Below are 26,023 nucleotides of genomic sequence, written 5' to 3' on the forward strand. Positions count from 1 at the left end.
CAGAGAATTCCAGGAGTTTCCAATGGCGAAGAAACCCACACCCTCCACCTTCATCAAAGACCCGCTCTGGTACAAGGACGCGGTGATCTACCAGGTTCACGTCAAATCCTATTTCGACGCCAATAACGACGGTATCGGTGATTTTCCAGGGCTGATCGCCAAGCTGGACTACATCGCCGACCTGGGCGTGAATACCATCTGGCTGCTGCCGTTCTACCCTTCGCCACGGCGCGACGACGGCTATGACATCGCCGAATACCAGGGCGTGCACAGCGACTACGGCACCCTGGCCGACGCCAAGCGCTTTATCGCCGAGGCCCACAAACGTGGTCTGCGGGTGATCACCGAGCTGGTGATCAACCATACGTCCGACCAGCACCCCTGGTTCCAGCGGGCGCGCAAGGCCAAGCCCGGCTCGGCGGCGCGGGACTTCTACGTGTGGTCCGATGACGACCAGAAGTACGACGGCACCCGCATCATTTTTCTCGACACCGAAAAGTCCAATTGGACCTGGGACCCGGTGGCCGGCCAGTACTTCTGGCACCGCTTCTATTCCCACCAGCCGGACCTGAATTTCGACAACCCAAAAGTCATGGAGGCCGTGCTGTCGGTGATGCGCTACTGGCTGGACATGGGCATCGACGGCCTGCGCCTGGATGCCATTCCGTACCTGATCGAGCGTGATGGCACCCACAACGAAAACCTGCCTGAGACCCATAACGTTCTCAAGCAAATCCGCGCCGAGATCGACGCTCATTACCCCGACCGCATGCTGTTGGCCGAAGCCAATCAGTGGCCCGAAGACACCCAACTCTATTTTGGCGACAAAAAAGGCGACGACGGCGATGAGTGCCACATGGCGTTTCACTTTCCGCTGATGCCGCGCATGTACATGGCCCTGGCTCAGGAAGATCGCTTCCCCATCACCGACATTCTGCGCCAGACCCCGGAAATTCCTGCCAATTGCCAGTGGGCGATCTTCCTGCGCAACCACGATGAATTGACCCTGGAGATGGTCACCGACAAAGAGCGCGACTACCTGTGGAACTACTACGCCGCCGACCGTCGTGCGCGGATCAACCTGGGGATTCGCCGGCGCCTGGCGCCGCTGATGGAGCGTGACCGTCGGCGTGTCGAACTGCTCAACAGCCTGCTGCTGTCGATGCCCGGCACGCCGACCCTGTATTACGGCGATGAAATCGGCATGGGCGATAACATCTACCTGGGCGACCGCGATGGCGTGCGCACGCCGATGCAATGGTCTATCGACCGCAATGGCGGGTTCTCCCGTGCCGACCCGGCCAGCCTGGTGCTGCCGCCGATCATGGACCCGTTGTATGGCTATCAATCGGTCAACGTCGAGACCCAGACCCAGGACCCGCACTCGCTGTTGAACTGGACCCGACGCATGCTCGCCGTGCGCAAGCAATCCAAGGCGTTCGGGCGGGGCAGCTTGAAAATGCTCTCGCCGAGCAACCGCCGCATCCTGGCGTACACCCGTGAATTCACCGGGGACGACGGCCGTACCGAGATCATCCTGTGCGTGGCCAACGTGTCCCGTAGTGCCCAGGCGGCCGAACTGGACCTGTCGGCCTTCGCCGGCATGGTGCCGGTGGAGATGCTCGGCGGGAATGCCTTCCCGCCCATCGGCCAGCTCAATTTCCTGCTGACGTTGGCGCCTTATGGGTTTTACTGGTTCGTGCTGGCGGCGGAAAACCAGATGCCCAGCTGGCACGTGGAACCGGCCCAGAGCATGCCGGATTTCACCACCCTGGTACTGAAGAAGCGTATGGAAGAACTCCTGGAAGCACCGTGCCGAGACACCCTCGAGCAAACCTCGCTGCCGGCCTGGCTGCCCAAGCGACGCTGGTTTGCCGGCAAGGACGCGGCTATCGAGCGCGTGCACATCGCCTACGGTGTGCGGTTCGGTGACCCGCAGCATCCTGTATTGCTCAGTGAAATCGAGGTGACCAGCGCGGGGCAGGTCAATCGTTACCAACTGCCTTTCGGGTTTCTGGCAGAGGATCAATTCACCAGCGCCTTGCCCCAGCAATTGGCGCTGGCCCGGGTACGGCGCACGCGCCAGGTCGGGCTGGTGACCGATGCCTTCAGCCTTGAGCACTTTATTCGTGCGGTCATCCAGGGCCTGCAAGCCCGCACGGTGATTGATTCGAGCGATGGCCCCTTGCGCTTTGCCGCCACACCGCACCTGGCGGCGTTGCAACTGACCGATGAGGCGCAGGTGCGTTACCTGTCGGCCGAGCAATCCAACAGCTCGGTGGTGGTGGGGGAGAGCCTGGTGCTCAAGTTGATTCGTAAAGTGGCCAGCGGCGTGCACCCTGAACTGGAAATGAGCGCTTACCTGACCGAGGCGGGCTACCCGAATATTTCGCCGCTGATGGGCTCGGTGGTCCGACGTGACGAGCAAGGGCAGGACAACCTGCTGATGATTGCCCAGGGTTACCTGAGCAACCAGGGTGACGCGTGGGCCTGGACCCAGAACAGCCTGGAGCGGGCGATTCGGGATGAGCTGGCCGAGGCGATGTCCGAGCAGGAACAGCACTACAACGCCCTTGGCGAGTTAAAGGACTTTGCCGGTTTGCTGGGGCAACGCCTGGGGGAAATGCATGTCGTCTTGGGCGCAAGCACGCCGAACAAGGACTTCGCGCCGCAAGTGACCACGGCAAAGGACACCCAGGCCTGGGCCCGGGATGTGGGCGCGCAACTGGACCGTGCGCTGCAATTACTCAAACTTCATGAAACCCGGTTGAACCCCGCGGATCAGGCGTTGGTCAGTGAATTGCTGGTCCAGGAAAAAGCCATAGGCCGTTACGTGCAGGCCTTGGCCAAAGCCACGAAAGGCGGGCTGCGTATCCGGGTGCATGGCGACTTGCACTTGGGCCAGGTGTTGGTGGTGCAGGGCGATGCCTACCTGATCGACTTTGAAGGGGAGCCGGCGCGCCCGTTGCATGAGCGGCGTGGCAAGCACAGCCCCTATAAAGATGTGAGTGGCGTGCTGCGTTCGTTTGATTACGCGGCGGCCATGGCCCTGAATGTGCAGGGTGTGGATCACTCGCCCGAGGCAGACCTGGCGCGCAAACGCGTAACCGATCGTTACCTGAAAGAGGCGCGCGAGGCATTTATCCAGGCTTATCAGGCAGCTACGTCTACACTGGCGCATGACTGGCAGGATGCCCAAGGCCAGGACGCAGCGCTGACGTTGTTCAGCCTGGAGAAGGCCGCGTATGAAGTGGCCTACGAAGCGGAGAACCGCCCGACCTGGTTGCCGGTGCCCCTGCAAGGGCTGCATGGCTTGCTGAGCGGGATGGTCTCTACAGAGAAAGCACCTATATCGAAAACTGCACGCGGTGGGGAGACGTCATGAGCTTTACACATAAAGAACCGCTGCAACCGAAGTTGACTGCATTACCGGCAGCCAAGGATGTCGAGGCGCTGGTACGCGCCGAACACCATGACCCGTTCTCGATTCTCGGGCCCCATGATGACGAGCAGGGCGGCCAGTTCATCCGTGCCTTCCTGCCGGAAGCCTTGAGCGTCCAGGTACTGGCGCGCGACAGTGGCGAGCACATCGGTAGCCTTGATGCGACCCAAGTGCCGGGCTTGTTTGTCGGCCACTTCAGTGCGCGCCAGGACTACCTGCTGAAAATCCAGTGGGCCGGTGGCGAGCAGATCACCGAAGATCCCTACAGTTTCAGCCAATTGCTCTTGGGTGAAATGGACCTGTACCTGTTTGCCGAAGGCAACCACCGAGACCTCAGCAGCTGCCTGGGCGCCCAGGTGACCAGCGTCGATGGCGTGCAGGGCGTACGGTTTGCCGTGTGGGCACCGAATGCGCGGCGGGCGTCGGTCGTGGGCGACTTCAATATCTGGGACGGTCGCCGTCACCCCATGCGTCTGCGGCATCCGTCGGGCGTGTGGGAGATCTTTATCCCGCGCCTGCAACCGGGCGCAGCCTACAAATACGAGATCCTCGGCAGCCACGGCATTTTGCCGCTCAAGGCTGACCCGGTGGCGCTGGCCACGCAATTGCCCCCCGACACTGCGTCAAAGGTCGCCGAACCGTTGCAGGTCGACTGGCAGGACCATGAGTGGATGCAGGCGCGGGTCGAGAAACAGAAGCACACCGCGCCGCTGTCCATCTACGAACTGCACGTGGGGTCCTGGCAGGCCGAGCTGGACGAGGCGGGCGAAGTGGCGCGCCAATACAACTGGCGTGAAATGGCTGAGCGCTTGATCCCTTATGTGCAGCAACTGGGCTTCACCCATGTCGAGCTGATGCCGATCATGGAACACCCGTTCGGCGGTTCCTGGGGGTATCAGGCACTGTCACAATTCGCGCCGACTGCGCGTTTTGGTTCTCCGCAAGACTTTGCCTACTTTGTCGACGCCCTGCACCGGGCGGATATCGGTGTGATCCTTGACTGGGTGCCAGCGCATTTTCCTACCGATACCCACGGCTTGGCGCAGTTCGACGGCACCGCGCTGTACGAGTACGGCAACCCCCTGGAAGGCTTTCATCAGGACTGGGACACCTTGATCTACAACCTGGGCCGCACCGAAGTGCACGGCTTTATGCTGGCGTCGGCGTTGCATTGGCTCAAGCATTTCCACGTGGACGGCCTGCGCGTGGATGCGGTGGCCTCGATGCTCTACCGCGACTATTCGCGCAAAGCCGGCGAGTGGGTGCCCAACCGCCATGGCGGCCGCGAGAACCTTGAGGCCATCGACTTCTTGCGTCACCTCAATGACGTGGTTGCCCTCGAAGCGCCCGGCGCCTTGGTGATTGCCGAAGAATCCACGGCCTGGCCCGGTGTGAGCCAGCCAACCCAGGAGGGTGGCCTGGGCTTCAACTACAAGTGGAACATGGGCTGGATGCACGATTCGTTGCACTACATCCAGCAGGACCCGGTGTACCGCGCCCATCATCACAACGAGCTGAGTTTCGGCCTGGTGTACGCCTGGTCCGAGCGTTTCATCCTGCCGATCTCCCACGATGAAGTGGTGCACGGCAAGCATTCGCTGATCGACAAGATGCCCGGCGACCGTTGGCAGAAGTTCGCCAACCTGCGCGCCTACCTGGCGTTCATGTGGATGCACCCGGGCAAGAAGCTGCTGTTCATGGGCTGCGAGTTCGGCCAGTGGCGCGAGTGGAACCATGACCAGCAACTGGACTGGTACTTGTTGCAATACGCCGAACACAAAGGCGTGCAAAAACTGGTAGGCGATTTGAACCGCCTGTACCGCGAAGAGCCGGCGCTGCACGAGCAGGACGACGCGCCCCAGGGCTTCCAATGGCTGATTGGTGACGACGCGATCAACAGCGTCTACGCCTGGCTGCGCTGGAGCAAGGAGGGTCGGCCGGTGCTGGTGGTCGCCAACTTTACCCCGGTGCCGCGGGAGGCCTACAAGGTCGGCGTGCCATTTGCCGGGCGTTGGAGTGAGGTGATCAACAGTGATGCGGACACTTATGCAGGTTCCAATTACGGCAATGGTGGGGATGTCTTCACCCAGGACGAGCCGCAGCATGGGCAGCCTGTGTCGTTGTCGTTGAATCTGCCGCCCCTGGGGGTGTTGATCCTGCGACCCGAATAACCGCCAATACTGGCCAGCAGGCACTCACGGGCTGTGCAGCGGTTGTATCGCGCTGCATGGCCCGCTGTCGTTTTGTGCCATCGAATGTTGACTTGGATTGTCACAAATATCTCTGGAACATTTTCCTACGCGGCTTCCACACAAGGATGTCGGCAATAAGGCGCAGTTCTTTCAGCTCTGCTCGCTTTTTCGCTGGGTCCGTGAACGCCAATCCAGAGAAGAAAAAACACCATGACGTCTGTCCAGTTGAGAGCACCCGGAACTCCCTTGACCGCTCACGGCAAGCTGCTGCCTGAAAAATCTTTAGCTTCTCCCGCAACAGCCCTGCCGTTATCGACTGCGCGCAACCCGGCTCAGCCTGACGCGGTGGGTGCAAGGCTGGCAGACCTTGATCAGATGTTGAAAGTGTTACACGAGCTGAAGGCAGGCAAAGGCACTCCTGATGCGCAAAAAGTCCATGTGGTGCTCGGCAAGCAATCGCCGCTCGTACCGACTACCGGTGTGACTGCGCCGGGCACTAACCAGTTGGACACTATGCTCAAGTTCTACGGCGTTGTTCCGTCGAACCCACGAACGCCTGCCGAGGTGCAAGCAGCGATTCATGCCGTGGAAAATACCCGCAGTGAAATATCCCTGGGCCTGGATGACGATTCCACTCGGGTCGATGCGTTGCTGCAGGAGAGTAGCGAGGGTGCTATTGCTGAGGTCGTCAATGAAACAGAGGTGGCACGCAAAAAACCGTTGCTCAGCTATCTGACCGAAGGCCTCTCGGCGCAAGCGCTGGAAAAGGCCAAGGACACACCCGCCGTACTGTTGGCGCTGATTCTCAAGTCGCCCAATGCAGAACGACTGCTCCAAACGTTGCTGAAGAAGCTGGGCGGTGCCGAGTTCTCGCTGAAGGACGTTATTTCCCCGGCCGTCAAGGTGCGGCTGGTCATGAAAGCCATCGCCTTGAGCCTGGACCCATTAACCGGGCGCAAGGCCGGACACGTCGCGGGATTCGACCTGACCTCTCGTGATCTGTGGGGGCAAAGCTATGGGTCTATCAGCGCAAGCCTTCACCAGCATCTGGTGGATGCGAAGAAACTGTCCTCCCTTGAAGCGCACCTGGCTGCTTACATTCTTAAACCGAGTTTGCCAGCTGAGTTCGCCGTGGCGGATATTCCTGAGGCGTTGCCGTATCAAGGAAGCGCTGTCTGGGTGAATTTCAAGCACGGTGTCGCGCTGGCTGAAATGATTGAACCGGGTTCGGCACGCCGCATGAGTTTCCAGGCGCTGGTTGACTTGCCTGGCAAGCTGAGCGAACAGGCGACCACGGACGAACAGCGCGGGCTCATCACCGCGACGCGCATTCCGGCCATTCTGGAGTGGGCGACAGCGCAGGGCGTGATCCCGCAGAAAGACGAGTATTCCCAAGATGAAATTCAGCATGCTGTCTCGGTGTTTGATGAACATGTGAGTGACATCGTAGAAGCCACCACGCAATTGGCCACCGATGTGCCGATGCGCAAGCAGTATTTTGAGCGGATGGAAAAGGGCACCTCGCGCACTGAGGTGTTGTCGCTGATCAGTCCTTTTTTTGCGCTGTATCGACACCTCAATGGCGAGAAAATCAGGCCGTCTGACGCCGTCTATGAGTACCCGGTTTACGATGAGGACCGCTTTGAGAGCGAGTTTGGACGCTATCTGACCCAAGCCAAGGCAGGCTACGCCCGGGTGGTGCTCAGCCAACTGGCCCAGCTTCCATTCAAGGATCGGGTGGCAATCGAGAGGGGTGAGGTCACGCTGTATGCCCTCAGGGTCAAGCCTGGCTCCGACACGGAGACCGATGACGACAAGAAGGCGGCGTTGACGCGCCCGGGCTTCCTGATAAAGGCGGTGTACGAAGGGCAGACCCATTACTATGAAATGAATCCGGTGAAAGGGATTGCCCGGCGTCGTGATGATCTGAAACCGGTCCTGGAGTCGTACGATCCGACAGAAAAAAACTACACAAAGGACTTTGTTTCCATCGAACACTCGGACGATGGGGCTGCGTCCGAATCCATTGTTGTACGCAATAGCCGCGCAGGCAGGGCGGCGTTCAAGCAAGCGTGGATTGACTTCAAGGCCGGCAAGGGGCCACGACCGAAAAGTTTCAGCATCGTGGTGCCTCAACAGCTTGCGCACTTTCCTGCTCCTACCTGCCCGTCGAAAGACTCAGTACCCCGTACACTGACGTCCAACCGATCTGAAGAAATCGCAGTGGCAATCAGTCGAGGCCTGTTCTATGTCGACGAAGACAAATTGCAGGAGTGGGCCGCGTCTGACCCTGACCGCAAAAGCTCGGCGCACAAAAATGACCAAGCGTTCTGGGAGCGGATAAAGGGTGTGGGTCAGTTCTTTATCCCGTTTTGGAGTGGCATTGAGGATCTCGTCAACGGACGGACCAAGGACGGCATTCTGGGCCTGGTGGTGGATGGGCTCTTCACCTTCGCCGGCCCGGCCGGCCGGTTGGCGTCAGGCACGGTGCGCGTGTTGTCTGGCGCGGGGCGGATCACACTGCGAGGGCTCTTACCGAAGTTCGCGCCTCTGGTGAAGCAGTTCGGGGTGTCCGTGGGCCACAACCTGAACCCGCTCGATCCGGTACTGCATGGCATAAACTTCAAAGGCGGGAAGTCGCTCACATTCAAACCCGCAGACATCAGCAGAATCAAGGCGGGTGCTGCGCAGTTCAAGCAGTCATTGTCGTTCAAACCGCCTGGCAAGGGCCGTTATGAGGTCACACCCGACCTGCCTCTCACCACGAGGAGCTTGCCCGAAGGGGGAACGGTCAGGGTCCCTGACGGCATCTCCAGCGACCAGGTACGTGTACTGAAAAGGCAGCATCACACCGACGTGGTGGTCGGCGATGACGTCTTTCGTTTTGACCCGCGTAACCCCGACAAGCTGATCAAGGTGGGCGGTCCGGAGCAGGCAGGGCCGCTGGAGGGTTTTACACTGACCTGCGGCGCGGTGGGCAAGCGGTCAAAGCGAGACGTGGACGACCTGTGTTACACCAAGCTCATCGAGCCTGCTGGTACGCCGGTTTTCCAGGATGCCCAAGCGCTTGAGCATCGCCGATTGATTCCTATGGCAGGGCAGGCCAACAGGCCGCGTACTGTGGTGCATGAACATCGGTTATATCGGGTCAACGAGGTGGGTAACCAGGAGCTTTTGCCGATCGCGACGCGACAGCCTATCACCTACAAACCTCACACGAGCGGCACACGGGTCAACGAACCGGATTTTGGTTTTGATGACTTTGGCCAGCCCCGGGCGCTGAACCAGGACACCGTGGTGGTGAAGATGGACGCGATCAGCGATCTGAGCCATGACCAGCGTGTTGTCAGAGGGGTCAAGGTCGACCACGGTGGCAAGCAGTACGTGGTGGTGGAGGGCGACACGGGCGTTCACTACTACGCCGAGCTCACGGGTTCCGACACCCTGGATTTCCATCGATTGACCCGTAATGACCCAGTAGACGTTGACTTCATTCGCCAACACGATCAGTTCAAGGACCTCCATGGCTACGTGGCGCAGGGTACACCCAACAACCAACTGGTGGTTTTGCCGAGCATTGAGACCCTGATCAATAAAATCCTGGCGGAGAATCCCCTGTCACCGGCGGAAATCGACCATCTGGTCAAGGTACTCAGCGGGCTGACGGTCGAGAAGCGGCGTGAAGTCTTGATGGCTGTCTACGCAAGCGGAAATAATCCGGGGAAAGTGGTGATCGCGGCAAAACCGATCCGGCTTGAGCCCATCAAGAAGCCCGCGGACTTCGCACAACTGACACCCGAGCAGCAGAACGGCGTGTATGCGCAAGGTGGCAAGAAGGCAGTGGACGATCAGTTTGACGCCACGGGCATACGCTCCGCCAATCAACAAGTGCCCGGCCAACCGGGTGAACACGTGCGCAATCAGAGTGCCTCGGAAACCGTGGGGTGGCTGTATACGCGAACGAATGCGCCCAATTACTCCGAAATTGTGCTCAAGACCGGGGCCGGTAATTGCGACCAGATGGCTAAGGTCGCGGTTGATACGATCAACGTCAGTGGCGGCAACGCCCGTATCGCGCAAGTACCCGGGCATACGTTTGCTATTGTCGGTGGCCCGCCTGGATCACCGCGCAGCCAAGGGTTTACCGGGCCCGAGTGGGCGGACGCCTGGGTGGTCGACCCCTGGGCGGGTATCACCTGCCCGGCCGTGGACTACCCGGCCCGGTTCAAGGCACGGATGCAGGAGTGGAGCCACTCGGGCAGGCGAATCCTGATCAGCAACGGGAAGACACCGCCGCAGTCGGTCTGGAGCGATCCCATGACGCCACGCTGGATCGATGCAACGGTCAATGGCGAGGCTCAAGTGTTCTGAGCATCGCGCCGTCGTCTATGCTGAAGCCGGGGGTTATTCAGGCGGTCAAAACCAGACAATGCCTCTATCTGGCGTGATTCAGTTGTTCAGGGTGCTGGCAGGGTGCCACAATGGCGCCTTTGTCGTGGCAGTCGAAGCAGGCGGATTTCATGAACGGCCTTGGGCGTGGGCGGGACCAGGATTGTTTTATCGAGGAGCAGGTGCGAACGGACCGTTTGCACCAGCTGTTTCGTCAGTCGTTCGCCGCCATTTTCGGCAGTTACTTGGGCGCCGCCATGCTCTGCTGGCTGTGCTGGGACCGCTTTGATCATCAGGTGATGTTGATCTGGATGGTGGTGCTGGCGGTCACCTCGCTGCTGCGCCTGAAGATGTTCATGGACTGGTTCCGCTGCCCGAACATCGAACGCACTCCCGACCGCTGGGAGCGCCGCTACTGGGTCACGCTGATGCTGTCGGCCGGCGTGTGGGGCCTGGGTGCCCTGGCCGTGATGCCCACCGACGACCGCGTGTCCCAGGTGTTGGTGATGCTGTTTACCGTGGGCATGTCGGTCAGCGCGGTGTCCTGTTACTCCGCCTATCGCTACATGACCCTGGGTTCCATGGGCCTGGTGTTACTGCCGTGCACGCTGTGGCTGCTGTTTCAGCCGTCGCCGATGCAGGTGGGCGTGGCGGTGGCGGTGCTGGTGTTCTCGACCTTTGTGGTCAGCGCCACGCGCAAATTGTCCGATGCCCTGGAAAAAGCCTTCCGCCTGACCCGGCAGATGGAACGCGCCCACAACATCTCCACCCGCGCCGCACAGACCGACGAGCTTACCGGGCTGATGAACCGTCGCGCCTTCTTCGAACATGCCCAGTTGTTGTACGCCCAATGCCGGCACAACCAACAGCCGTTGAGCGCGCTGATGATGGACATGGACCACTTCAAAGACATCAACGACACCTATGGCCACCAGGCGGGTGACCAGGTACTGCGCCAGATTGGCGGGGTGATCAGTGCGTCGTTTCGCCAGGCCGACGTGTATGGCCGCCTGGGTGGCGAAGAGTTTGCCGTGCTGTTGCCCAACACCTCATTGGAAACCGCCCGCGACATCGCCGAGCAACTGATCAAGGCGATTTCCGGTCTGGCCGCCGAACCCGTGCACGGCCTGACCGCCAGCCTGGGCGTGGCCACCACCCGCAGCCTCGACCAGGACCTGCACAGCTTGATGAACACCGCCGACAAGGCGCTGTACCGGGCCAAGGCCCTGGGGCGCAATCAGGTGGCGGTGGCGGAGTAGGGCTCAGTCCCGGGCCATCGACTTGGCCAGTGCCCGTGCCACCTGCTCGGCCGAGTAGGGCTTGGCCAGGAACTCGAAGCCTTCATAGCCGCTGTCGGCCAATTCTTCGCTGTAGCCTGAGGTGAGCACCACCGGCAGGTCCGGGCGGCGTTGGCGCAGCAGCCTGGCCATCGCCACGCCGGTCATGCCTGGCATCACCACGTCCGAGAAAATCCCGTCGAAGGCCATGGCATTCGCCCCGGCCAGCGCCAGCGCCTGTTCGGCATCGGTGGCCCAGGTGGTCTGGTAGCCCAGGTCCTGCAGGATCTGGTTGGCGAAGCGGCCCACTTCCAGATTGTCTTCGACGATCAGGATATGCCGCAGGGTGGTGTCGGGCAGCGGGGCGTGTTCCTCGGGTTGCGCAGGCGGTTGCACAGTGGGAGGCGCCACTTCGGGCAGGTACAGGGTAAACACCGTGCCGCGCCCGAGGGTGCTGGCCACGTCGACGTTGCCGCCCGATTGCTTGACAAACCCGAACACTTGGGACAAGCCCAGGCCGGTGCCTTTGCCCACGGCCTTGGTGGTAAAGAACGGCTCGAAAATGCGCTCCACGTTGTCGCCGGGAATGCCGCTGCCGGTGTCGGCCAGGGATACGGCCACACACGGCTGGCGCACTTCGGCCTCCCCGCGAATACGCGGCAAGGCCGGCACGCTGGCCACGCGCAGGGTCAGTTGGCCCTGGCCGTCCATGGCGTCACGGGCGTTGAGGGCCATGTTGATCAGGGCGGTTTCAAACTGGCTGGAATCGACGCGCACATGGCACGGCGTGGCAGGCAGTTCGATTTGCACGTGGATGCGCGCACCGGTCACGCTTTCGAGCATTTCGCCGATGTTCTTGACCCGCAGGCTCACGTCGAAGACTTCCGGGTTCAGCGGTTGGCGACGGGCGAAGGCGAGCAGTTGGCTGGTGAGCTTGCTGGCCCGCTCGACGGTGTCGGAGACGGCGCCCATGTAGCGTTGGCGGCGTTCTTCGGACAGCCCGGGCTGGCGCAGGAAGTCCATGGACGAGCGAATGATGGTCAACAGGTTGTTGAAGTCATGGGCCACGCCACCGGTCAATTGGCCGATGGCTTCGAGTTTCTGTGATTGGTGCAGGGCGGCTTCGGCCTGGGTCAGCGCGGTGGTGCGCTCTTCTACCCGTTGCTCCAGGGTGGCGTTCAATTCGGTGATGGCCGTCAGCCCGTCGCGCACTGCCGCGTCGGCGCGCACGCGCTCGATATGCGCCCAGGAGCGCTCGGTGACTTCGCCCACCAAGGCCAGGTCGTAAGGCGACCACACACGGGCGTTCTTGTGATGCACCGCCATCAGCGCCGTCAGGTGCCCGTCCTTGATCAGCGGGAAGCACACCGTCGCCAAGGCGCCCAGGGCCTGGTAGCTGGCGGCTTCGCTGGGGGCGAATTCCACGCGGTTGTCATGGATCACCAGGGGCTCGCCTGCGCGCAAACGGCGCACGGCCAACTCGCCGAACGACGCCAGGCTGTAGCGCCCGACGATACTGGGTGACCCGGGCGCGGCCCGGTTGCCGCGAATGGTGAAGCCGTCCTGGTCGTCGTCCATGTCGGCATACGCGCAGTTCGACACGTGCAGGTGCTCGGCCAGCAACCGCGTGGTGCTGGTCATGATGGCTTCGGCATCGATGGCATTGGCTACCGCACTGCCGATGGCGTCCAGCACCGCCAGACGGCGTGTGAGAAACACGGTGGCGGTGGTCTCAGTGACGGTATTGAGCAGGCCCACGACCTTGCCCTGGGAGTCGCGGATCGGGCTGTAGCAAAAGGTGAAATAGGCCTGTTCGGCCCCGGCGCCGCGCTCGATCACCAGCGGGAAATTTTCGACATAGGTGGCGTGCCCTTCGAAGACCGCCTGGGCGATGGGGCTGACCTCTTCCCAGGCTTCACGCCAGACCTCGTTGAACGGACGCCCCAGCGCATAGGGCTTGTCGCCGAGGATCGGGGTCATGGCGTCGTTGTAGAGCATGGTCAGGTGAGGGCCCCACGCGATGGACTGCGGGAAGCTGGAGGCAAAGCACAAGGCCACGGTGGTCTTGAGGACATCGGGCCAGTGTTCCAGCGGGCCCAGAGGCGTCGCGGCCCAATCATGCTGGCGAACGCGCTCAGCCATGTCGCTGCTGCTTTGCAGCCAATTCATCATTGGGAAAACACCTTGTTTGCCTCGGTCGGTTCAACGCCTGGAAGGGGCGGCCTGACAAGCAACAGACCGGAATGCCCGCTGGCAGTTCAGCGGGATTTTCCGAATGATATCAATTTGATGCTTCGGTGGCGTGGGGCTTCTACAAATCCATTATTGCGCGCCAAAAACCCCCGTCCAGTAAATCCCTGCATCGCTCTTGGGGTCCATCGCATAGGCGGCACCCAGCTCACGGAATTGCGGGTTCATCAGGTTGGCGCAATGGCCCGGGCTGGCCAGCCAGCCGTCCACCACTTTGCGCGGGGTGTCCAGGCCAGCCGCGATGTTTTCGCCGATGTTCTTCGCGATATATCCGGCCAGTTCGGCGCGGTCACCCGGGGTGCGGCCGTCGTGGTCGAGGTGGTCGAAGAAGTTGCCGTTGGCCATGTTGCGTGTGTGACTGTTGGCGGCATTGGCCAGGTCGTCGTTCCACGACAGCGGGGTGGTTGCGGGAAAGGCTTGGGTGCCGCATTGGCGCGGCTGTTCACGGGCGGCGTTGATCAGGCCGAGCAGTTGCTTGCCTTCGGTCTGCCAATCGCCCAGGCCACTGGACAGCAGCGGGCGGGCGAGCACGATGCGCCAGTCCTGGCCGCTGTTGCTCACGCCGATGTCGACAAACTGCGGGTCCAGCACTACGCGGCAGAAACTTTCGCGCACGGCCTTCATCGCCGCTTGCGCGTCCTTGGGGCCCGACAGGCTGATGGCCTGCACATTGACCATCGGGTAGGCCGCACGGGCCAGGGCCTGCTGCAGGTCGCCAACGTTGGTGGCGGGCAGCACGAGCCGGGTGTCGCTGGCCAGCGGCGGCAGTTCCTGGGACCCCTGGTTGCCGCAGCGCTGTACCTGGCTGCGGTAATCGTTGATCTGTTGTACCAACTGACTTTCTTCATTCGCCATCGCGCTGGCGCAGAACACCAAACTGGCGGCCAGCGTCGTAAGACCCATCATCAATGACAGAACGCGCATGGACGTTACCCTTGAGCTTGAAAGTGCCCATGATGCGCGATGTAGGTGCGTCCATGCACCCGTTGGTCCGAACTTTTTTCCTCAGTTCTTGAATGCCGAGTGTTTGCGGCCCTGATCGCACAAGGCAAACACCACCACCAGCAGGGCCGAAACCGCGAGGATTATCACAACGCCATCAGTGGAGTGAGTGGCTGAGGCCGCCACCATCGACAGCGCCCCTAATGGCGCGAGGCCACCGGCGATGGCGGTGCCGATTTCACGCCCGGTGCCAAAGCCCGAAGAGCGGGTCTGGGTCGGGAACTGACGGCTCAGGAACGAGCCCTGTGGCGCAAACATCATCGGCGCCAGGATGCCGGTGCCCACGCCAATGGCCAGGTAGATCATCAGGCTTTCGCCACTGTTGAGCAGCGCCAGGAACGGGTAGGCGAACAGCAGCGAGCACACCCCGCCGAGCATCAACACGGTCTTGCTGCTCCATTTGTCGCACAGCCAGCCGAAGCAGGGCACGGCGACGATGGCGATCAGGCTGGCGATGGTCACCGACAGCGAGGTGACGTGCACGTCCACGCCTTTGAACTGGGTGAGGTAGGCCAGGGAAAAGGTCTTGAAGATGTAGCTCAGGGCGTTGTAGCCAATCGCCACGAAGAACACCACCGCCAGGCCCTTCAGGTCGTTCTTGAACAAGGCCTTGAGCGGTGATGCCTTGGCTTTGCTTTCGGCCTTGCTCAGCTCGTTGAATTGCGGGGTTTCCGGGATGCTGCGGCGCACCCACAGGCCCACGCCCACCAGCACGATGCTGCACACAAACGGGATGCGCCAGCCGCCGGCCAGCAGGAACTCGTTGCCGTTGATGGTCAGCAGGTAAACCGTGAGCGAGGACAGCAGCAAGCCCAGGTTCAGGCCCAGTGCCGGCCAGGCACCCTGGCTGCCGCGTTTGTTTTGGGAGGCGTGCTCGTAGGACGTCACCGCCGCTCCCGACAACTCGGCACCGGCGCCCAGGCCCTGGATGATGCGGATAAACACCAGCACGATCGGCGCCCAGATGCCGATGGAGGCGTAGCTGGGGATCAGGCCGATCAGCGTGGTGCACACGCCCATCAGGCAGAAGGTCAGCACCAGCACTTGCTTGCGACCGAACTTGTCGCCCAGGTAGCCAAACAGAATGCCGCCGAACGGGCGTGCGATAAAGCCGATGGCGAAGGTGGAAAAGGCCATCAGCGTGGCGGTCTTCGGATCACTGTTATCGAAGAAGATCTTCGAGAACACAATCGCGGCCATGGTGGCGTAGAGGTAAAAATCGTACCACTCCAGCATTGAGCCAAAGATGGTGGCGGCCGCGACTTTGCGCAGGCGCTTGCGGGTTTGCTCGGGCGTTTCGGTGCTGGGGATGGAGGCGGGGGCCGTCATGCGTTACTTCCTTCTGAGTCTTTATAGTTATTGTCAAATGGACGTTTGGTGCCGGGTGTTACTCGGGGGTGAACAGGCGGTCGGCGATCATCGCGCCGATGGGCATGGCTGACGTGGCGGCCGGCGAGGGCGCGTTGCACACGTGCAGCATTCGCGCGGTCTGGGCGAACAAAAAGTCGTGTACCAGGCTGCCGTCGCGCATCACCGCCTGGGCGCGAATGCCCGCTTCATAGGGCAGCAAGTCGTCGAGGGTCAGCGATGGGCAGTACTTGCGGCACTGCTCCAGGTAACCGGACTTGAACAGCGAATTCTTCATTTCGGTGGTGCCCGAGCCGAGGTTCTGCCAAATGGTTTTCCAGAACCCCGGGAAGCTGGCGTACTGCGCCACATCGCGCCAGTTCACCGAAAACTTGCGGTAATTCTCACGGCCCAGGCCCAACACGGCATTCGGGCCGACGGTAACGCTGCCGTCGATCATGCGCGTGAGGTGAACGCCGAGGAACGGTAGCTCCGGGTCGGGAATCGGGTAGATCAGGTGGTTGACGATGTTGTTTTTTTCCGGCGGCAGGCGGAAGTATTCGCCCCGGAACGGGATGATCTGATGGTCGATCTTGATCCCGGCCAGGGTCGCCAGGCGGTCCGACTGCAAGCCTGCACACACCACCAGGTGGCGCGCCTGCCAGGTTTCGCTGCGGGTGCTGATGGTGACCTTGTCGGTGTCTTCGCGGATCGCGGTCACGGTGCGGTCCAGGCAGATCTGGCCACAGCGACGGCGGATCACCTCAGCCATGGTCTCGCACACCTGGCGGTAGTCGACGATGCCGGTGGCGTCGAGAAACAGCCCGCCCAGGCCAACGATGTTCGGTTCACGCTGGCGCAACTGGTCGGCATCCAGCCGCTCAACCTTCATGCCGTTGAGCTGAGCGCGCGCATACAGCGCTTCCATGCGTTGCATTTCCAGCGGATTGGACGCCACCAGCAGCTTGCCGCACACCTCGAACTTGATGCCGTGCTCGGTGCAGAACTGCTTGGTCTGTTCGGCGCCGCGCTTGCACAGGTCGGCCTTCAGGCTGCCGGGTGCGTAGTAGATGCCAGCATGGATCACGCCGCTGTTGTGGCCGGTCTGGTGCTTGGCCAGCACCGACTCTTTTTCCAGGATCACCAGGGACGCGCCGGGTTTGCGCTTGAGCAGTTCCATGGCGGTGGCCAGGCCGACGATGCCGCCGCCGATGATGCAATAGTCGTGAATCATGATGCGGAGTCTCTAAGGTTGCACATTTCGGTCTGCTTATCAGGTTGTCAGACTAATGTTTTTGTTAAAAAAATGGCGTGTCCAAGGACACGCTACTTAAAGGGTCAATGGGTGGCTGGCAGCTCCAGGCTCAGGCGGCGCGCGGCAGCCCGCAGGTGTGCTTCGGCGCTGGCGGCGGCACGCTGAGCGTCACCGTCGGCGATGGCCTGGTAGAGCGCCTGGTGTTCTTGGGTGGCGTCGGCGGAGCCTGTGACAAAGCGTGACGCCGAGTTTTCCCAGGCGGTCTTGCGCGCACTGGCCAATTGGCTGCGCAGGAAGTCATGGAAGGCCACGAAGTAATCATTCTTGCTGGCGTCGGCGATGGCGCGGTGGAACTCCACGTCGGCGATGGCGGCGGCTTCGAAGTTGTCGCGGTTGTCCTGCATGGCCTGTAGCGCGCTTTTCATGCGCTGCAGGTCGGCATCATCGCGGCGCTGGGCGGCAATCGAGGCGGCTTGGGTTTCGATCCACAGGCGCACTTCGAACATCTGCGCCAGGTCCGGGCGGCGGCCGTCGGCCTGGGGGAAGCGGAACACCGTACCGGCCGGTGTCTGCGAAATGAACGAGCCCAGGCCCCGGCGCGCGGTGATCACGCCATCGGCCTTGAGCTGGGCAATCGCTTCGCGCACCACGGAACGGCTGACGTTGAGTTGTTCAGCCAGTTGCTGTTCGGTGGGCATGCGCGACTCGGGCGGCAGTTGGCCGGAGTCGATTTCTGCGCGGATGGCACTGACAACCCGGACGACGAGCGAATCGGGGCGTTGGAGCTCAAGCATGGGACTGCCTTGGTGATCAGGTTGTCAGACAATAGTCGTTACGATTTTAACTTGTCAATATTTGTGTCGTATCCCCGCCGCCAGCAGGATCATGCCCAGCGCCACGGCGAAGGTGGCGTGCAGGCCGTAGGCCACTGATTGTGGCAGGGCATGGGTGACATCTGGAGTGGCCCAGGCGAACACCGCACCCAGGGCCGATGCGCCGAAAATCAGGCCGAGGTTGCGAGACAGGTTCAACAGGCCGGAGACCTTGCCACGACGTGAGGCCTCTACATCGCTCATCACGGCAGTGTTGTTGGCGGCCTGGAACAGGCTGTAGCCGGTGGTCAGCAACACCAGCGAGCCCAGGTAGGCCGGCAGCCCGCTGACCAGGGACAGCAGCAGCGCGCCGAGGGCCATGACGCCTAGCCCCGCGAGGGTCATACGTTGGCTGCCCAGCCGGTCCACCCAACGGCCGGCGGGCACACCGGTCAGTGCGGCCACACAAGGCCCGACGGCCATGGCCAGGCCCATCCAGGCTGGATCGAGCCCCAGCCCCCGAGACAGATAAAACGGCCCCACCACAAACGTGGTCATGATCACCGCGGCCACCAGCGCACTGATGACCAGGCCGACGCGCAAGGAAGGGTTTTTCAGCGGGGACCAGAAGCGTTCGTCCGAGGGCCGATGCCCCGGCTGGCGATCAACCGGCAGGTAGCAATAGGCGAGGGCAGCGGCCAGCAGGCCCAAGGGTACGCCCACGAGGAACAACGCTTGCCAACCCCACAAACTGAGCAGCATCCCGCCCACGCTTGGCCCCATCGCAGTCCCCACGGCCGACATCGTGCCGAGCAAACCCATCACCCGGCCGATGCGTTCCTTGGTCACGGTGTCGCCGACCATGGCCAGGGTCATCGCCATCATCACCGCCGCGCCCAGGCCCTGCAGGACACGCGCCACCACCAGCCATGGCAGGGACGGCGCCAGCCCGCACAGCCCGCACGCCACGGCGAACAACAACAAACCGGCGAGCAATACACGCCGACGGCCCAGTCGATCGCCCAGGCTGCCGGCGCTGACAATCACCGCCGTGATCGCCAGCAGGTAGGCCAGCACCACCCACTGCACGGCGTGAAACGAGGCGTCAAACGCGTGGGCCAGCGCTGGCAACCCGACGTTGGCGATGCTGGTGCCCAGAGCGGCCAGCAACATGGACAGGGACAGGCTGACAAGGGCGCCTCGTGAAACCGTGTGCATAGGGAATTCCTTGAGTGAACGCGACTGTCACAACTCTACGGCGTGGCCTAACATGGCGGAAGACGCCGGGTATGCAGTGAATACCTGCATGAAACGCCTGATGAGGAGTCGTGATGCCCGATCTGAATTTGCTGATCACCCTGGACGTGTTGCTCGCCGAAGGCAGCGTCGCCCGCGCCGCAGAGCGTCTGCGCCTGAGCCCGTCGGCGATGAGCCGGGCCTTGGCGCGGCTGCGTGAGACCACCGGCGACCCGTTGCTGGTGCGCGCGGGTCGTGGCCTGGTGCCGACGCCCAGGGCGGTGGCATTGCGTGAGCAGGTCAGCCGCCTGGTGCAGGAGGCCCAGGCGGTGTTGCGGCCCGCAGAGTCCCTGGACATGGCCCGGGTCGAGCGCACGTTCACCCTGCGCACCAGCGAAGAGTTCGTCGAAAACTTCGGCCCGGTATTGCTCGCGCGCATCGCCCGGGAGGCCCCTGGGGTGCGCCTGCGCTTCGTCACTAAAACCGACAAGGACACCGCCTTGCTGCGCGACGGCAGCGTCGACCTGGAGACCGGTGTGGTGGACGCCAGTGCAAACCCCGAGGTGCTGACCCAGGCGCTGTTCCGTGACCGCTTGATCGGCGTGGTGCGCAGCGGGCATCCGCTGAGCCAGGGGACTGTCAGCATTCGGCGCTATGCCGAGGGGCAGCACGTGTACGTCTCCCGCCGTGGCCAGGCGCGAGGGCAGATTGATGACGTGCTTGAGTCCCAAGGCATGCCGCGACAGATCAGTACCATCGTGGCCGGGTTCTCCACCGCCATCGCACTGGCACGGGACACCGACCTGATCGCCAGCGTGCCCGAGCGCTACACCGTCCACCAACGCGAAGGCCTGCACAGTTTCGCCCTGCCGCTGGTGCTCCCCACGTTTACCGTGGCGATGCTCTGGCACCCGCGCCTGGATGCCGACCTGGCCCATCGCTGGTTGCGCGGATGTTTACGTGAGGTGTGCGGGCTGCAGCAGGTACAATCGCCGCTGTCTTGACGTGAAACTCCCAGGAATCTGCATGTTCAGCCTTACCCGTTACACCACCCCGTGCCCCGAGCCTGTCAACGGCCAGATCCTGCAGATGGTGGTGGACAACCTCACCGACATCAGCAGCGTGGCGCTGCCGCCGAGCAACCTGCTGTACAACATCTACCAATACGCGATCGGCTTTGAGGTGCACCTGTACCTGGAGGCGCTGGGCGGTGCCAAGGGCATTGCGGTCGAGTTGGTGGTGGCCACCGACACCCAGGACCCGGAACAGGTCATCGGCTTTGTGTTGTACCTGCCGGTCAAGGACGATCCCGAGGCGTGCGGCATTGCATTCATGGCCGTGCAGGCCGGCAAGCGGCGCCAGGGTGTGGCACGGGCGATGCTGAAAGACGTGCTGGCGCGCTACCCCCACGCCGAACTGGCCTGCGCGGTGGAGAAGGTGCCGGCGTTCGAGGCCATGGGCTTTCAAGTGCGCGGCGCGCGGGGTACCCAGGTGCTGATGAACACACGGGATTACGCAACGAATGGCCTGATGGGCGTGCTGGATGTGGCGTCGATCTACAGCTCATTGGAAATGCGGCAGATCCACACCTACCTGCTGCAAAAGCACGGCAAGCGCGCAATGGTGGACGCCGAGAAACAGCGTGATCGCCACCTCGACCAGCTCACACACAAAGCCCAACGTTTCATACAAAACCTGTAGGAGCCCGCTTGCCGGCGATGGCGCCCTCAAATTCGCTATCGCCCGCATGCGGGCTCCTACAGGGGCGGGGGTTGCTTATGGCTTGGCCAGGTTCCAGTTGCCGCCAACGCCGTCACCGGTGATGTCGCCCGGTTTGCTGTCCTTGACCCAGGTGTACAGCGCCTGGCCCTTGTAGGCCCATTGCTTGCTGCCATCGTCACGGGTGATCACGGTGTAGCCGTCGGCATCCTTGGCGGCGGCCGAGGCGGTGAACGCCGGCCAGTTGGCCAGGCATTGGCCGCTGCAGGCCGACTTGCCGGCGCTGTCTTTGGCGAAGGTGTAAAGGGTCATGCCTTTGCTGTCCACCAGCACTTTGCCTTTGGCGCTGTCGGCGATTTTGGCAGGGGCGGCGAAGGCCATGGACGAAGCACAGGCAATCAGGATGGCAGCAGCAAAGGAGCGTTTGTTCAGCATGTCAAACTCCTGGGTCTTTTCTGGTTTGGGTACTGGCCATGTGCTGTATTCACACGCCGTACTCAGGTAAACACCCGCCGCGCCGCTTTATTCCTCGCCCGTGAATAATTTTTTAACCGCGCGCACGATTGACCATCGCCAGGATCGTCGCCAGCAACTCCTGTTGCGCCTCTTCACGGCTGATTTCGCCACTGGCCGCCGCGTGGGACAAGGCTTCCGCCGCGCCGAGCATGGCGCGCAGGCCGGCCTGTGACACGCTGCCAGCCGCCGCGAACGGCGACAGCGCGTCGCGGCATTTGGCCAAGAAGATCGCCTCGTACTCGCGCTTGAGGGTTTCCAGTTCCGGCGAACTGCTCAGCGCCGCGATCACCCCGGGAATCTCCCGGCCTTGCAGCAACACGCAATCGACATAGGACGAGGCGATCACCCAGGCGCGGTCATCCAGGGTGGCCGCGCTGGCTTCGATGGCATCGCTGAAGACCTGGTTCTGGCGCCCGTCGAAATCTTCATAGAGGGCGGCCAGCAGGCCCGCACGGGTAACGAAATGGTCGTAGACCACCGGCTTGGTCACACCCGCCAGTTCGGCCAGGCGGCCCAGGGTCAGGGCTTCGGTGCCTTCGTCGCGTACCAGTTGCCAGGCCACATCCAACAGTTGGCGCAGGCGGTCTTCGCGGGTCAGGCGACGGCGTGGGGCAGGGGATTCACTGCTTGACATGCTTATATACCAAAAGTAATTTAATCGGCGTAACTTACTAATCGTAGCTTAAGCTGAAAGGGAGTCACTGTCATGCATGCACTCATCGTTGTCGCTCATCACGACCCGCAATCCCTCACCCACAGCCTGGCCGCACACGTTGCCACGGGGCTTGCCGCCGCAGGCCACACCTACGAAATCGCCGACCTCGCCGCCGAAGGTTTCGACCCGCGCTACAGCGCCGCCGACCATTTAGTGCACCGCACCCGCGCCACGGCTCCCGCCGACGTGCTCGCCGAACAGGCGCGTATCGACCGCGCCGACGCGCTGGTGCTGGCGTTCCCGATCTATTGGTGGTCGATGCCGGCATTGCTCAAGGGCTGGGTCGACCGCGTGTTCGTCAATGGCTGGGCCATCGATTACGGCCCGGATACCCCGGTGGTGAAAAAACTGCGGCACTTGCAGGTGCACCTGCTCGCGCTGGGCGCCGCTGATGAAAGCGCGTTTGAACGCCACGGTTATGCCAAGGCCATGGGCACGCAGATCGACTATGGGATTTTTGATTACTGCGGGGCGCACGTAGTGACGTCTGAGTTGCTGCTGGAATCGGAGTCGGGAACGGCCCTTGCGCACCTGAACACAGCAGAAAACCTGGGGCGACGGCTGTTTGCGCAGTCTGAAGTGCTGGAAAAAGCCTAAAGCAGATGCTTCTCCAGGCTGCGCTGGATCAACCTCGCCAACTGCGTCACCGGCTCGCTGGGCTGTTGGCGGTTGCGGTGCAATTCGTACCCCAACGATGGCACGGGTGGCAGGTCGTCCAGCTTGCAGAGCGCGGGCGGCAAACCCATTGACGTGCGTAATGTCACGCCTAATCCGGCCTCCACGGCGGCCCAGATGCCCGCGACACTCGGGCTGGTGAGTGCGATTCGCCAGCAAATGCCTGCACGGTCCAGCGCATCGGTGGCGGCGCTGCGCAACACGCAAGGTGCGTCGAACATCACCAGCGGCAGCGGTGCCAGGGAGCTACGAGGCAGCATCGGTTTGTCGCGGGGACCGATCCAGTGCATGGCGGTTTGCCCCAGGTGCGTGACGTAGGGCGAGACGTGCGTGGTGGCCCACGTCAGCGCCAGGTCGAGCTTGGCGCCGTCCACCAGTGCTAACAGTTCGGCATTGCGCGCAATCCGCACTTCCAGGCTGATCATTGGGTAAAGCTGGGCGAAACTGCGCAGCACATCGCTGAGTACCCGCTCGCCGAAATCCTCCTGTACGCCAAGGCGCAGTGTGCCTTCGGTACGGGTCTGGTTGAGGGCATCAAAAATGCTGTCGTTGAGTGCCAACAGGCGTCGGGCATGGCTCAGCACGGCTTCGCCCACCGGCGTCAACGCCAGGCCACGGCCGGACTTGTTGAGTACCGGCGTGCCGACTCGCTCTTCAAGTTTTTTCAACTGCGCACTGACCGCCGAGGTTGATCGCCCCAGGCGGTCTGCGGCCTTGGCAAAGCTATTGAGCTCCACGCCCAGGACAAAGGTGCGCAGTACATCCAGATCAAAGGTGGGGAGGCTCATCGAATCGTCCATAAAAACGGCATGGTGGCTGCTGTTTAATCTGATATTCGGAATGATCCTGGCTTGCTAATTTTTGCCCGTCAACTCAATTGTCGGAGCGCTGCACATGCCCTACGCACGCATCTCATTGCAACGCGGTAAGCCAACCCATTACCTACGGGCCCTTTCCCAAGGCCTGCATGACGCACTGGTGGAAACCTTCGGGATCCCTGTGGGGGATCGTTTCCATGTCATTCACCAGCATGAGCCGGGGGAGTTGTTCGTCGATGCTGATTACCTGGGCGGCCCGCGCAGTGCCGACTACGTGCTGATTGCAATCACTGGTGGCAAGCCGCGTGACACGGTGACCAAACGCCGTTTCTACCACGTGCTGACCCAGCGTTTGAGTGCAAGCATCGGTCTCGACCCTGAGGATGTAATGATCGTGATCAGCACCACGGCGCCAGAGGACTGGTCGTTTGGCGGCGGGCGGGGCAATGAGTAGCGGGCATTAGCCTTCGCGAAACAGGTCGTGGGCGTCGAGCAGGCGGTAGGCGATTTCCGGGCGCTTCTCCATGCCACGGCGAATCGCGGCCGGGATCGATTGCCGGGTCTTGCGGCACAGGCCGGGCAGGTCGTCGATGATGATCTGGATCCCGCGCATGCTCTTGACCTCGGTGTGCCCCGGTGCGACATGCACGCGGATGCCCAATTGCTGGTACATCAGCTGTTGCATGTGCTCCAGGTCTTGCAGGCTCTTGAGGTCTTCGAGGCGGTCGAGCAGTTTTTTCTCTTCCTGGCGCGTGAGCTGCAGGATGCGCTGGTCGGTGCCCGGCGCCTCCAACAGCTGTTCGCGCTGGCAGTCGCAGGCGCCGGGTGGGCAGGGCTGGCGAATGTTCATGTGCAAGGCCTCCCCCTTCCAGCGCCTAGTGCTCAGTAGCTCAGTTGAACCCCAAGACTGCTCAGGGCCTTCCAGTACTCAGGATAGGTCTTGGCCACGCAATCCGGGTCCTGGATGCGGATGCCCGCCACCTTCAGGCCGGCCAACGCAAAGCACATCGCGATGCGGTGGTCGGCGTGGGTGTCGATCAGTGCGTTGCAAGCGGTACCAGCCAGTGCCGGGTCGCTGGCCACCAGCAAGTCGTCGCCTTCGATGGTAGCCAGGCCCGGGCGGATTTCGTTGAGACCGTCATGCAGCGCTTGCACGCGGTCGCATTCCTTGACGCGCAGGTTGGCCAGTTCGGTGAAGCGCACCGGGGTGTTGTTGAACGCCGCCAGCACCGCGAGGGTCGGGATGGCGTCCTGCATTTGCGAACCGACCACCGTGGCCTGCATGTTCGGGAACTGGGCGATCACGGCCTGGGCCTTGGCGTCAGGCTGGGTGAAGTCCTGGGCGGCCACGCCGATGTCGATGCGGCCAGCGGTCAGCACTTCGGCGGCCCACAGGTAGGTGGCGGCGGAGGCGTCTGGTTCGATCAGGTAGTCATGGGCGGTGTAGCCGGTGGGGGCCACGCGCCAGGTGGTGTCGTTGACGGCTTCCACCTGGGCACCGAAGGCGCGCATGCAGTCCAGGGTGAGGTCCACGTAGCCACGGGCGCCGATGTCCTTGCCGGTCAATGCCACTTCAATCGGGGCTTCGCCGCATGCCGCGAGCATCAGCAGGGCCGACACGTATTGGCTGGACAAACCACCGTCGATTTCAAAACGCTTGGCTTGCACCTTGCCCACGCCGTGCACGGTGACCGGTGGGCAGCCGGTGGGGCTGTCGACCTTGATGCCATTCTGGCCGAGGGTGGCCAGCAGCGGGCCGATCGGGCGTTTCTGCATGTAGTCGTCGCCGTCCAGTACCACGGTGCCTTCGACGGTGGCCACGGCGGCGGTCAGAAAGCGCATGGCGGTGCCGGCGTTGCCGAGGAACAGGGGCTGGGTGGGCAGTTGCAGTTTGCCGGAGCCGGTGACCACGAAGGTGGTGTCGTCGGGTTCGTCGATGGTCACGCCCATTTGGCGCAGGGCCACGGACATGTGGCGGGTGTCGTCGCTCTTGAGGGCGCCGCTCAGGCGGCTGGTGCCCTTGGCGAGGGCGGCCAGCAGCAGGGCGCGGTTGGTGATGGATTTGGAGCCGGGGGGCGCGACCTTGCCATTGAGGGGGAAGTTGGGCGGTGTAACGGTCACGGTTTTTTGCGAACTCAAGGTACAGGGCTCCTGATCAAGGCAAGGTGGCACGGAGTGGCCGACGGGCGGACTCGAATAATCGGGTATAGATGCAGTGCTTGTCGAGCGTGGGGTAACGGCCACCGGTATTTTCTGGTTGTGCATCAGTCCACCTGTGGGAGCTGGCTTGCCTGCGATGGCGGCCTCATGGTGTACATATCCATGTCTGCGGTAATGGCGGCTTATGGTTCCGCTCTTACAGCGGGTCACTTTTGGAA

At 62.2% G+C, this 26,023-nt stretch carries 19 protein-coding genes; 8 read left to right on the forward strand and 11 right to left on the reverse strand.

Annotation, left to right across the window (positions count from 1 at the left end):
- Window positions 1-22 precede the first annotated feature (22 nt).
- The 4 genes from treS (at window position 23) to HX803_RS21670 (ending at window position 11,282) form a co-directional block, all read left to right on the forward strand.
- Window positions 23-3,385 (forward strand): maltose alpha-D-glucosyltransferase, encoded by a 3,363-nt coding sequence (gene treS / locus HX803_RS21655; RefSeq protein ID WP_178923357.1) that lies wholly within the window; start codon window positions 23-25, stop codon window positions 3,383-3,385.
- Complete coding sequence (gene glgB, locus HX803_RS21660; protein WP_178923358.1) at window positions 3,382-5,613, forward strand: 1,4-alpha-glucan branching protein GlgB; 2,232 nt, start codon at window positions 3,382-3,384, stop codon at window positions 5,611-5,613. Before treS ends, glgB begins: the two co-directional genes overlap by 4 nt.
- 267 nt (window positions 5,614-5,880) lie before the next feature.
- Window positions 5,881-10,005 carry a hypothetical protein gene (locus tag HX803_RS21665; protein ID WP_178923359.1) on the forward strand — a complete coding sequence of 1,375 codons (4,125 nt, stop codon included), beginning with the start codon at window positions 5,881-5,883 and terminating at the stop codon, window positions 10,003-10,005.
- Window positions 10,006-10,115: 110 nt separating this feature from the next.
- A complete protein-coding gene (locus HX803_RS21670) occupies window positions 10,116-11,282 on the forward strand; it encodes a diguanylate cyclase (RefSeq protein ID WP_178923360.1) in 1,167 nt (388 codons plus the stop codon).
- A 3-nt stretch (window positions 11,283-11,285) separates the two neighbouring features.
- Here HX803_RS21670 and HX803_RS21675 read toward each other — a convergent pair whose 3' ends face one another.
- From HX803_RS21675 to HX803_RS21700, 6 genes are all read right to left on the reverse strand, one after another.
- On the reverse strand, window positions 11,286-13,472 hold the full coding sequence (locus tag HX803_RS21675; protein ID WP_178923362.1) for an ATP-binding protein: 2,187 nt from the start codon (window positions 13,470-13,472) through the stop codon (window positions 11,286-11,288).
- Window positions 13,473-13,622: 150 nt separating this feature from the next.
- Window positions 13,623-14,474 (reverse strand): CAP domain-containing protein, encoded by an 852-nt coding sequence (locus tag HX803_RS21680; protein WP_178923364.1) that lies wholly within the window; start codon window positions 14,472-14,474, stop codon window positions 13,623-13,625.
- A gap of 81 nt (window positions 14,475-14,555) precedes the next feature.
- Window positions 14,556-15,881, reverse strand: coding sequence for an MFS transporter (locus HX803_RS21685; RefSeq protein ID WP_178923366.1), 1,326 nt, complete (start codon window positions 15,879-15,881; stop codon window positions 14,556-14,558).
- Between the two features lie 58 nt (window positions 15,882-15,939).
- Window positions 15,940-17,133 carry an L-2-hydroxyglutarate oxidase gene (lhgO, locus tag HX803_RS21690; RefSeq protein ID WP_178923368.1) on the reverse strand — a complete coding sequence of 398 codons (1,194 nt, stop codon included), beginning with the start codon at window positions 17,131-17,133 and terminating at the stop codon, window positions 15,940-15,942.
- A gap of 104 nt (window positions 17,134-17,237) precedes the next feature.
- Window positions 17,238-17,948 carry a FadR/GntR family transcriptional regulator gene (locus HX803_RS21695; RefSeq protein ID WP_178923370.1) on the reverse strand — a complete coding sequence of 237 codons (711 nt, stop codon included), beginning with the start codon at window positions 17,946-17,948 and terminating at the stop codon, window positions 17,238-17,240.
- A 54-nt stretch (window positions 17,949-18,002) separates the two neighbouring features.
- The gene (locus HX803_RS21700; protein WP_178923372.1) at window positions 18,003-19,184 is read right to left on the reverse strand and encodes an MFS transporter; all 1,182 of its coding nucleotides are present in this window, start codon (window positions 19,182-19,184) and stop codon (window positions 18,003-18,005) included.
- A 113-nt stretch (window positions 19,185-19,297) separates the two neighbouring features.
- Between HX803_RS21700 and HX803_RS21705 the strand changes: the two genes are divergently transcribed.
- The gene (locus HX803_RS21705) at window positions 19,298-20,206 is read left to right on the forward strand and encodes a LysR family transcriptional regulator (RefSeq protein ID WP_178923374.1); all 909 of its coding nucleotides are present in this window, start codon (window positions 19,298-19,300) and stop codon (window positions 20,204-20,206) included.
- A gap of 22 nt (window positions 20,207-20,228) precedes the next feature.
- Window positions 20,229-20,903, forward strand: a complete 675-nt coding sequence (locus HX803_RS21710) for a GNAT family N-acetyltransferase (protein WP_178923376.1) — start codon at window positions 20,229-20,231, stop codon at window positions 20,901-20,903.
- A 75-nt stretch (window positions 20,904-20,978) separates the two neighbouring features.
- Here the strand turns inward: HX803_RS21710 and HX803_RS21715 are convergent, their stop codons facing one another.
- Both HX803_RS21715 and HX803_RS21720 read right to left on the reverse strand, forming a co-directional pair.
- The gene (locus tag HX803_RS21715) at window positions 20,979-21,356 is read right to left on the reverse strand and encodes a hypothetical protein (RefSeq protein WP_178923378.1); all 378 of its coding nucleotides are present in this window, start codon (window positions 21,354-21,356) and stop codon (window positions 20,979-20,981) included.
- A 112-nt stretch (window positions 21,357-21,468) separates the two neighbouring features.
- Window positions 21,469-22,071 carry a TetR/AcrR family transcriptional regulator gene (locus tag HX803_RS21720; protein ID WP_178923380.1) on the reverse strand — a complete coding sequence of 201 codons (603 nt, stop codon included), beginning with the start codon at window positions 22,069-22,071 and terminating at the stop codon, window positions 21,469-21,471.
- A 72-nt stretch (window positions 22,072-22,143) separates the two neighbouring features.
- Here HX803_RS21720 and HX803_RS21725 point away from each other — a divergent pair, with 72 nt between their 5' ends.
- Window positions 22,144-22,749 (forward strand): NAD(P)H-dependent oxidoreductase, encoded by a 606-nt coding sequence (locus tag HX803_RS21725; RefSeq protein WP_178923382.1) that lies wholly within the window; start codon window positions 22,144-22,146, stop codon window positions 22,747-22,749.
- Here the strand turns inward: HX803_RS21725 and HX803_RS21730 are convergent.
- Window positions 22,746-23,615 carry a LysR substrate-binding domain-containing protein gene (locus tag HX803_RS21730; RefSeq protein WP_178923384.1) on the reverse strand — a complete coding sequence of 290 codons (870 nt, stop codon included), beginning with the start codon at window positions 23,613-23,615 and terminating at the stop codon, window positions 22,746-22,748. The genes HX803_RS21725 and HX803_RS21730 overlap by 4 nt on opposite strands.
- Window positions 23,616-23,721: 106 nt before the next feature.
- On the opposite strand from HX803_RS21730, the gene HX803_RS21735 reads away from it, so the two are divergent.
- Window positions 23,722-24,099, forward strand: a complete 378-nt coding sequence (locus HX803_RS21735; protein WP_178923386.1) for a tautomerase family protein — start codon at window positions 23,722-23,724, stop codon at window positions 24,097-24,099.
- A gap of 6 nt (window positions 24,100-24,105) precedes the next feature.
- Here the strand turns inward: HX803_RS21735 and HX803_RS21740 are convergent, their stop codons facing one another.
- Window positions 24,106-24,495, reverse strand: a complete 390-nt coding sequence (locus tag HX803_RS21740; RefSeq protein ID WP_178923388.1) for a hypothetical protein — start codon at window positions 24,493-24,495, stop codon at window positions 24,106-24,108.
- Between the two features lie 32 nt (window positions 24,496-24,527).
- A complete protein-coding gene (gene aroA / locus HX803_RS21745; protein WP_178923390.1) occupies window positions 24,528-25,784 on the reverse strand; it encodes a 3-phosphoshikimate 1-carboxyvinyltransferase in 1,257 nt (418 codons plus the stop codon).
- Between the last annotated feature and the right edge of the window lie 239 nt (window positions 25,785-26,023).

It is taken from the genome of Pseudomonas sp. P7548, assembly GCF_013386585.1.
Lineage (GTDB): Bacteria > Pseudomonadota > Gammaproteobacteria > Pseudomonadales > Pseudomonadaceae > Aquipseudomonas.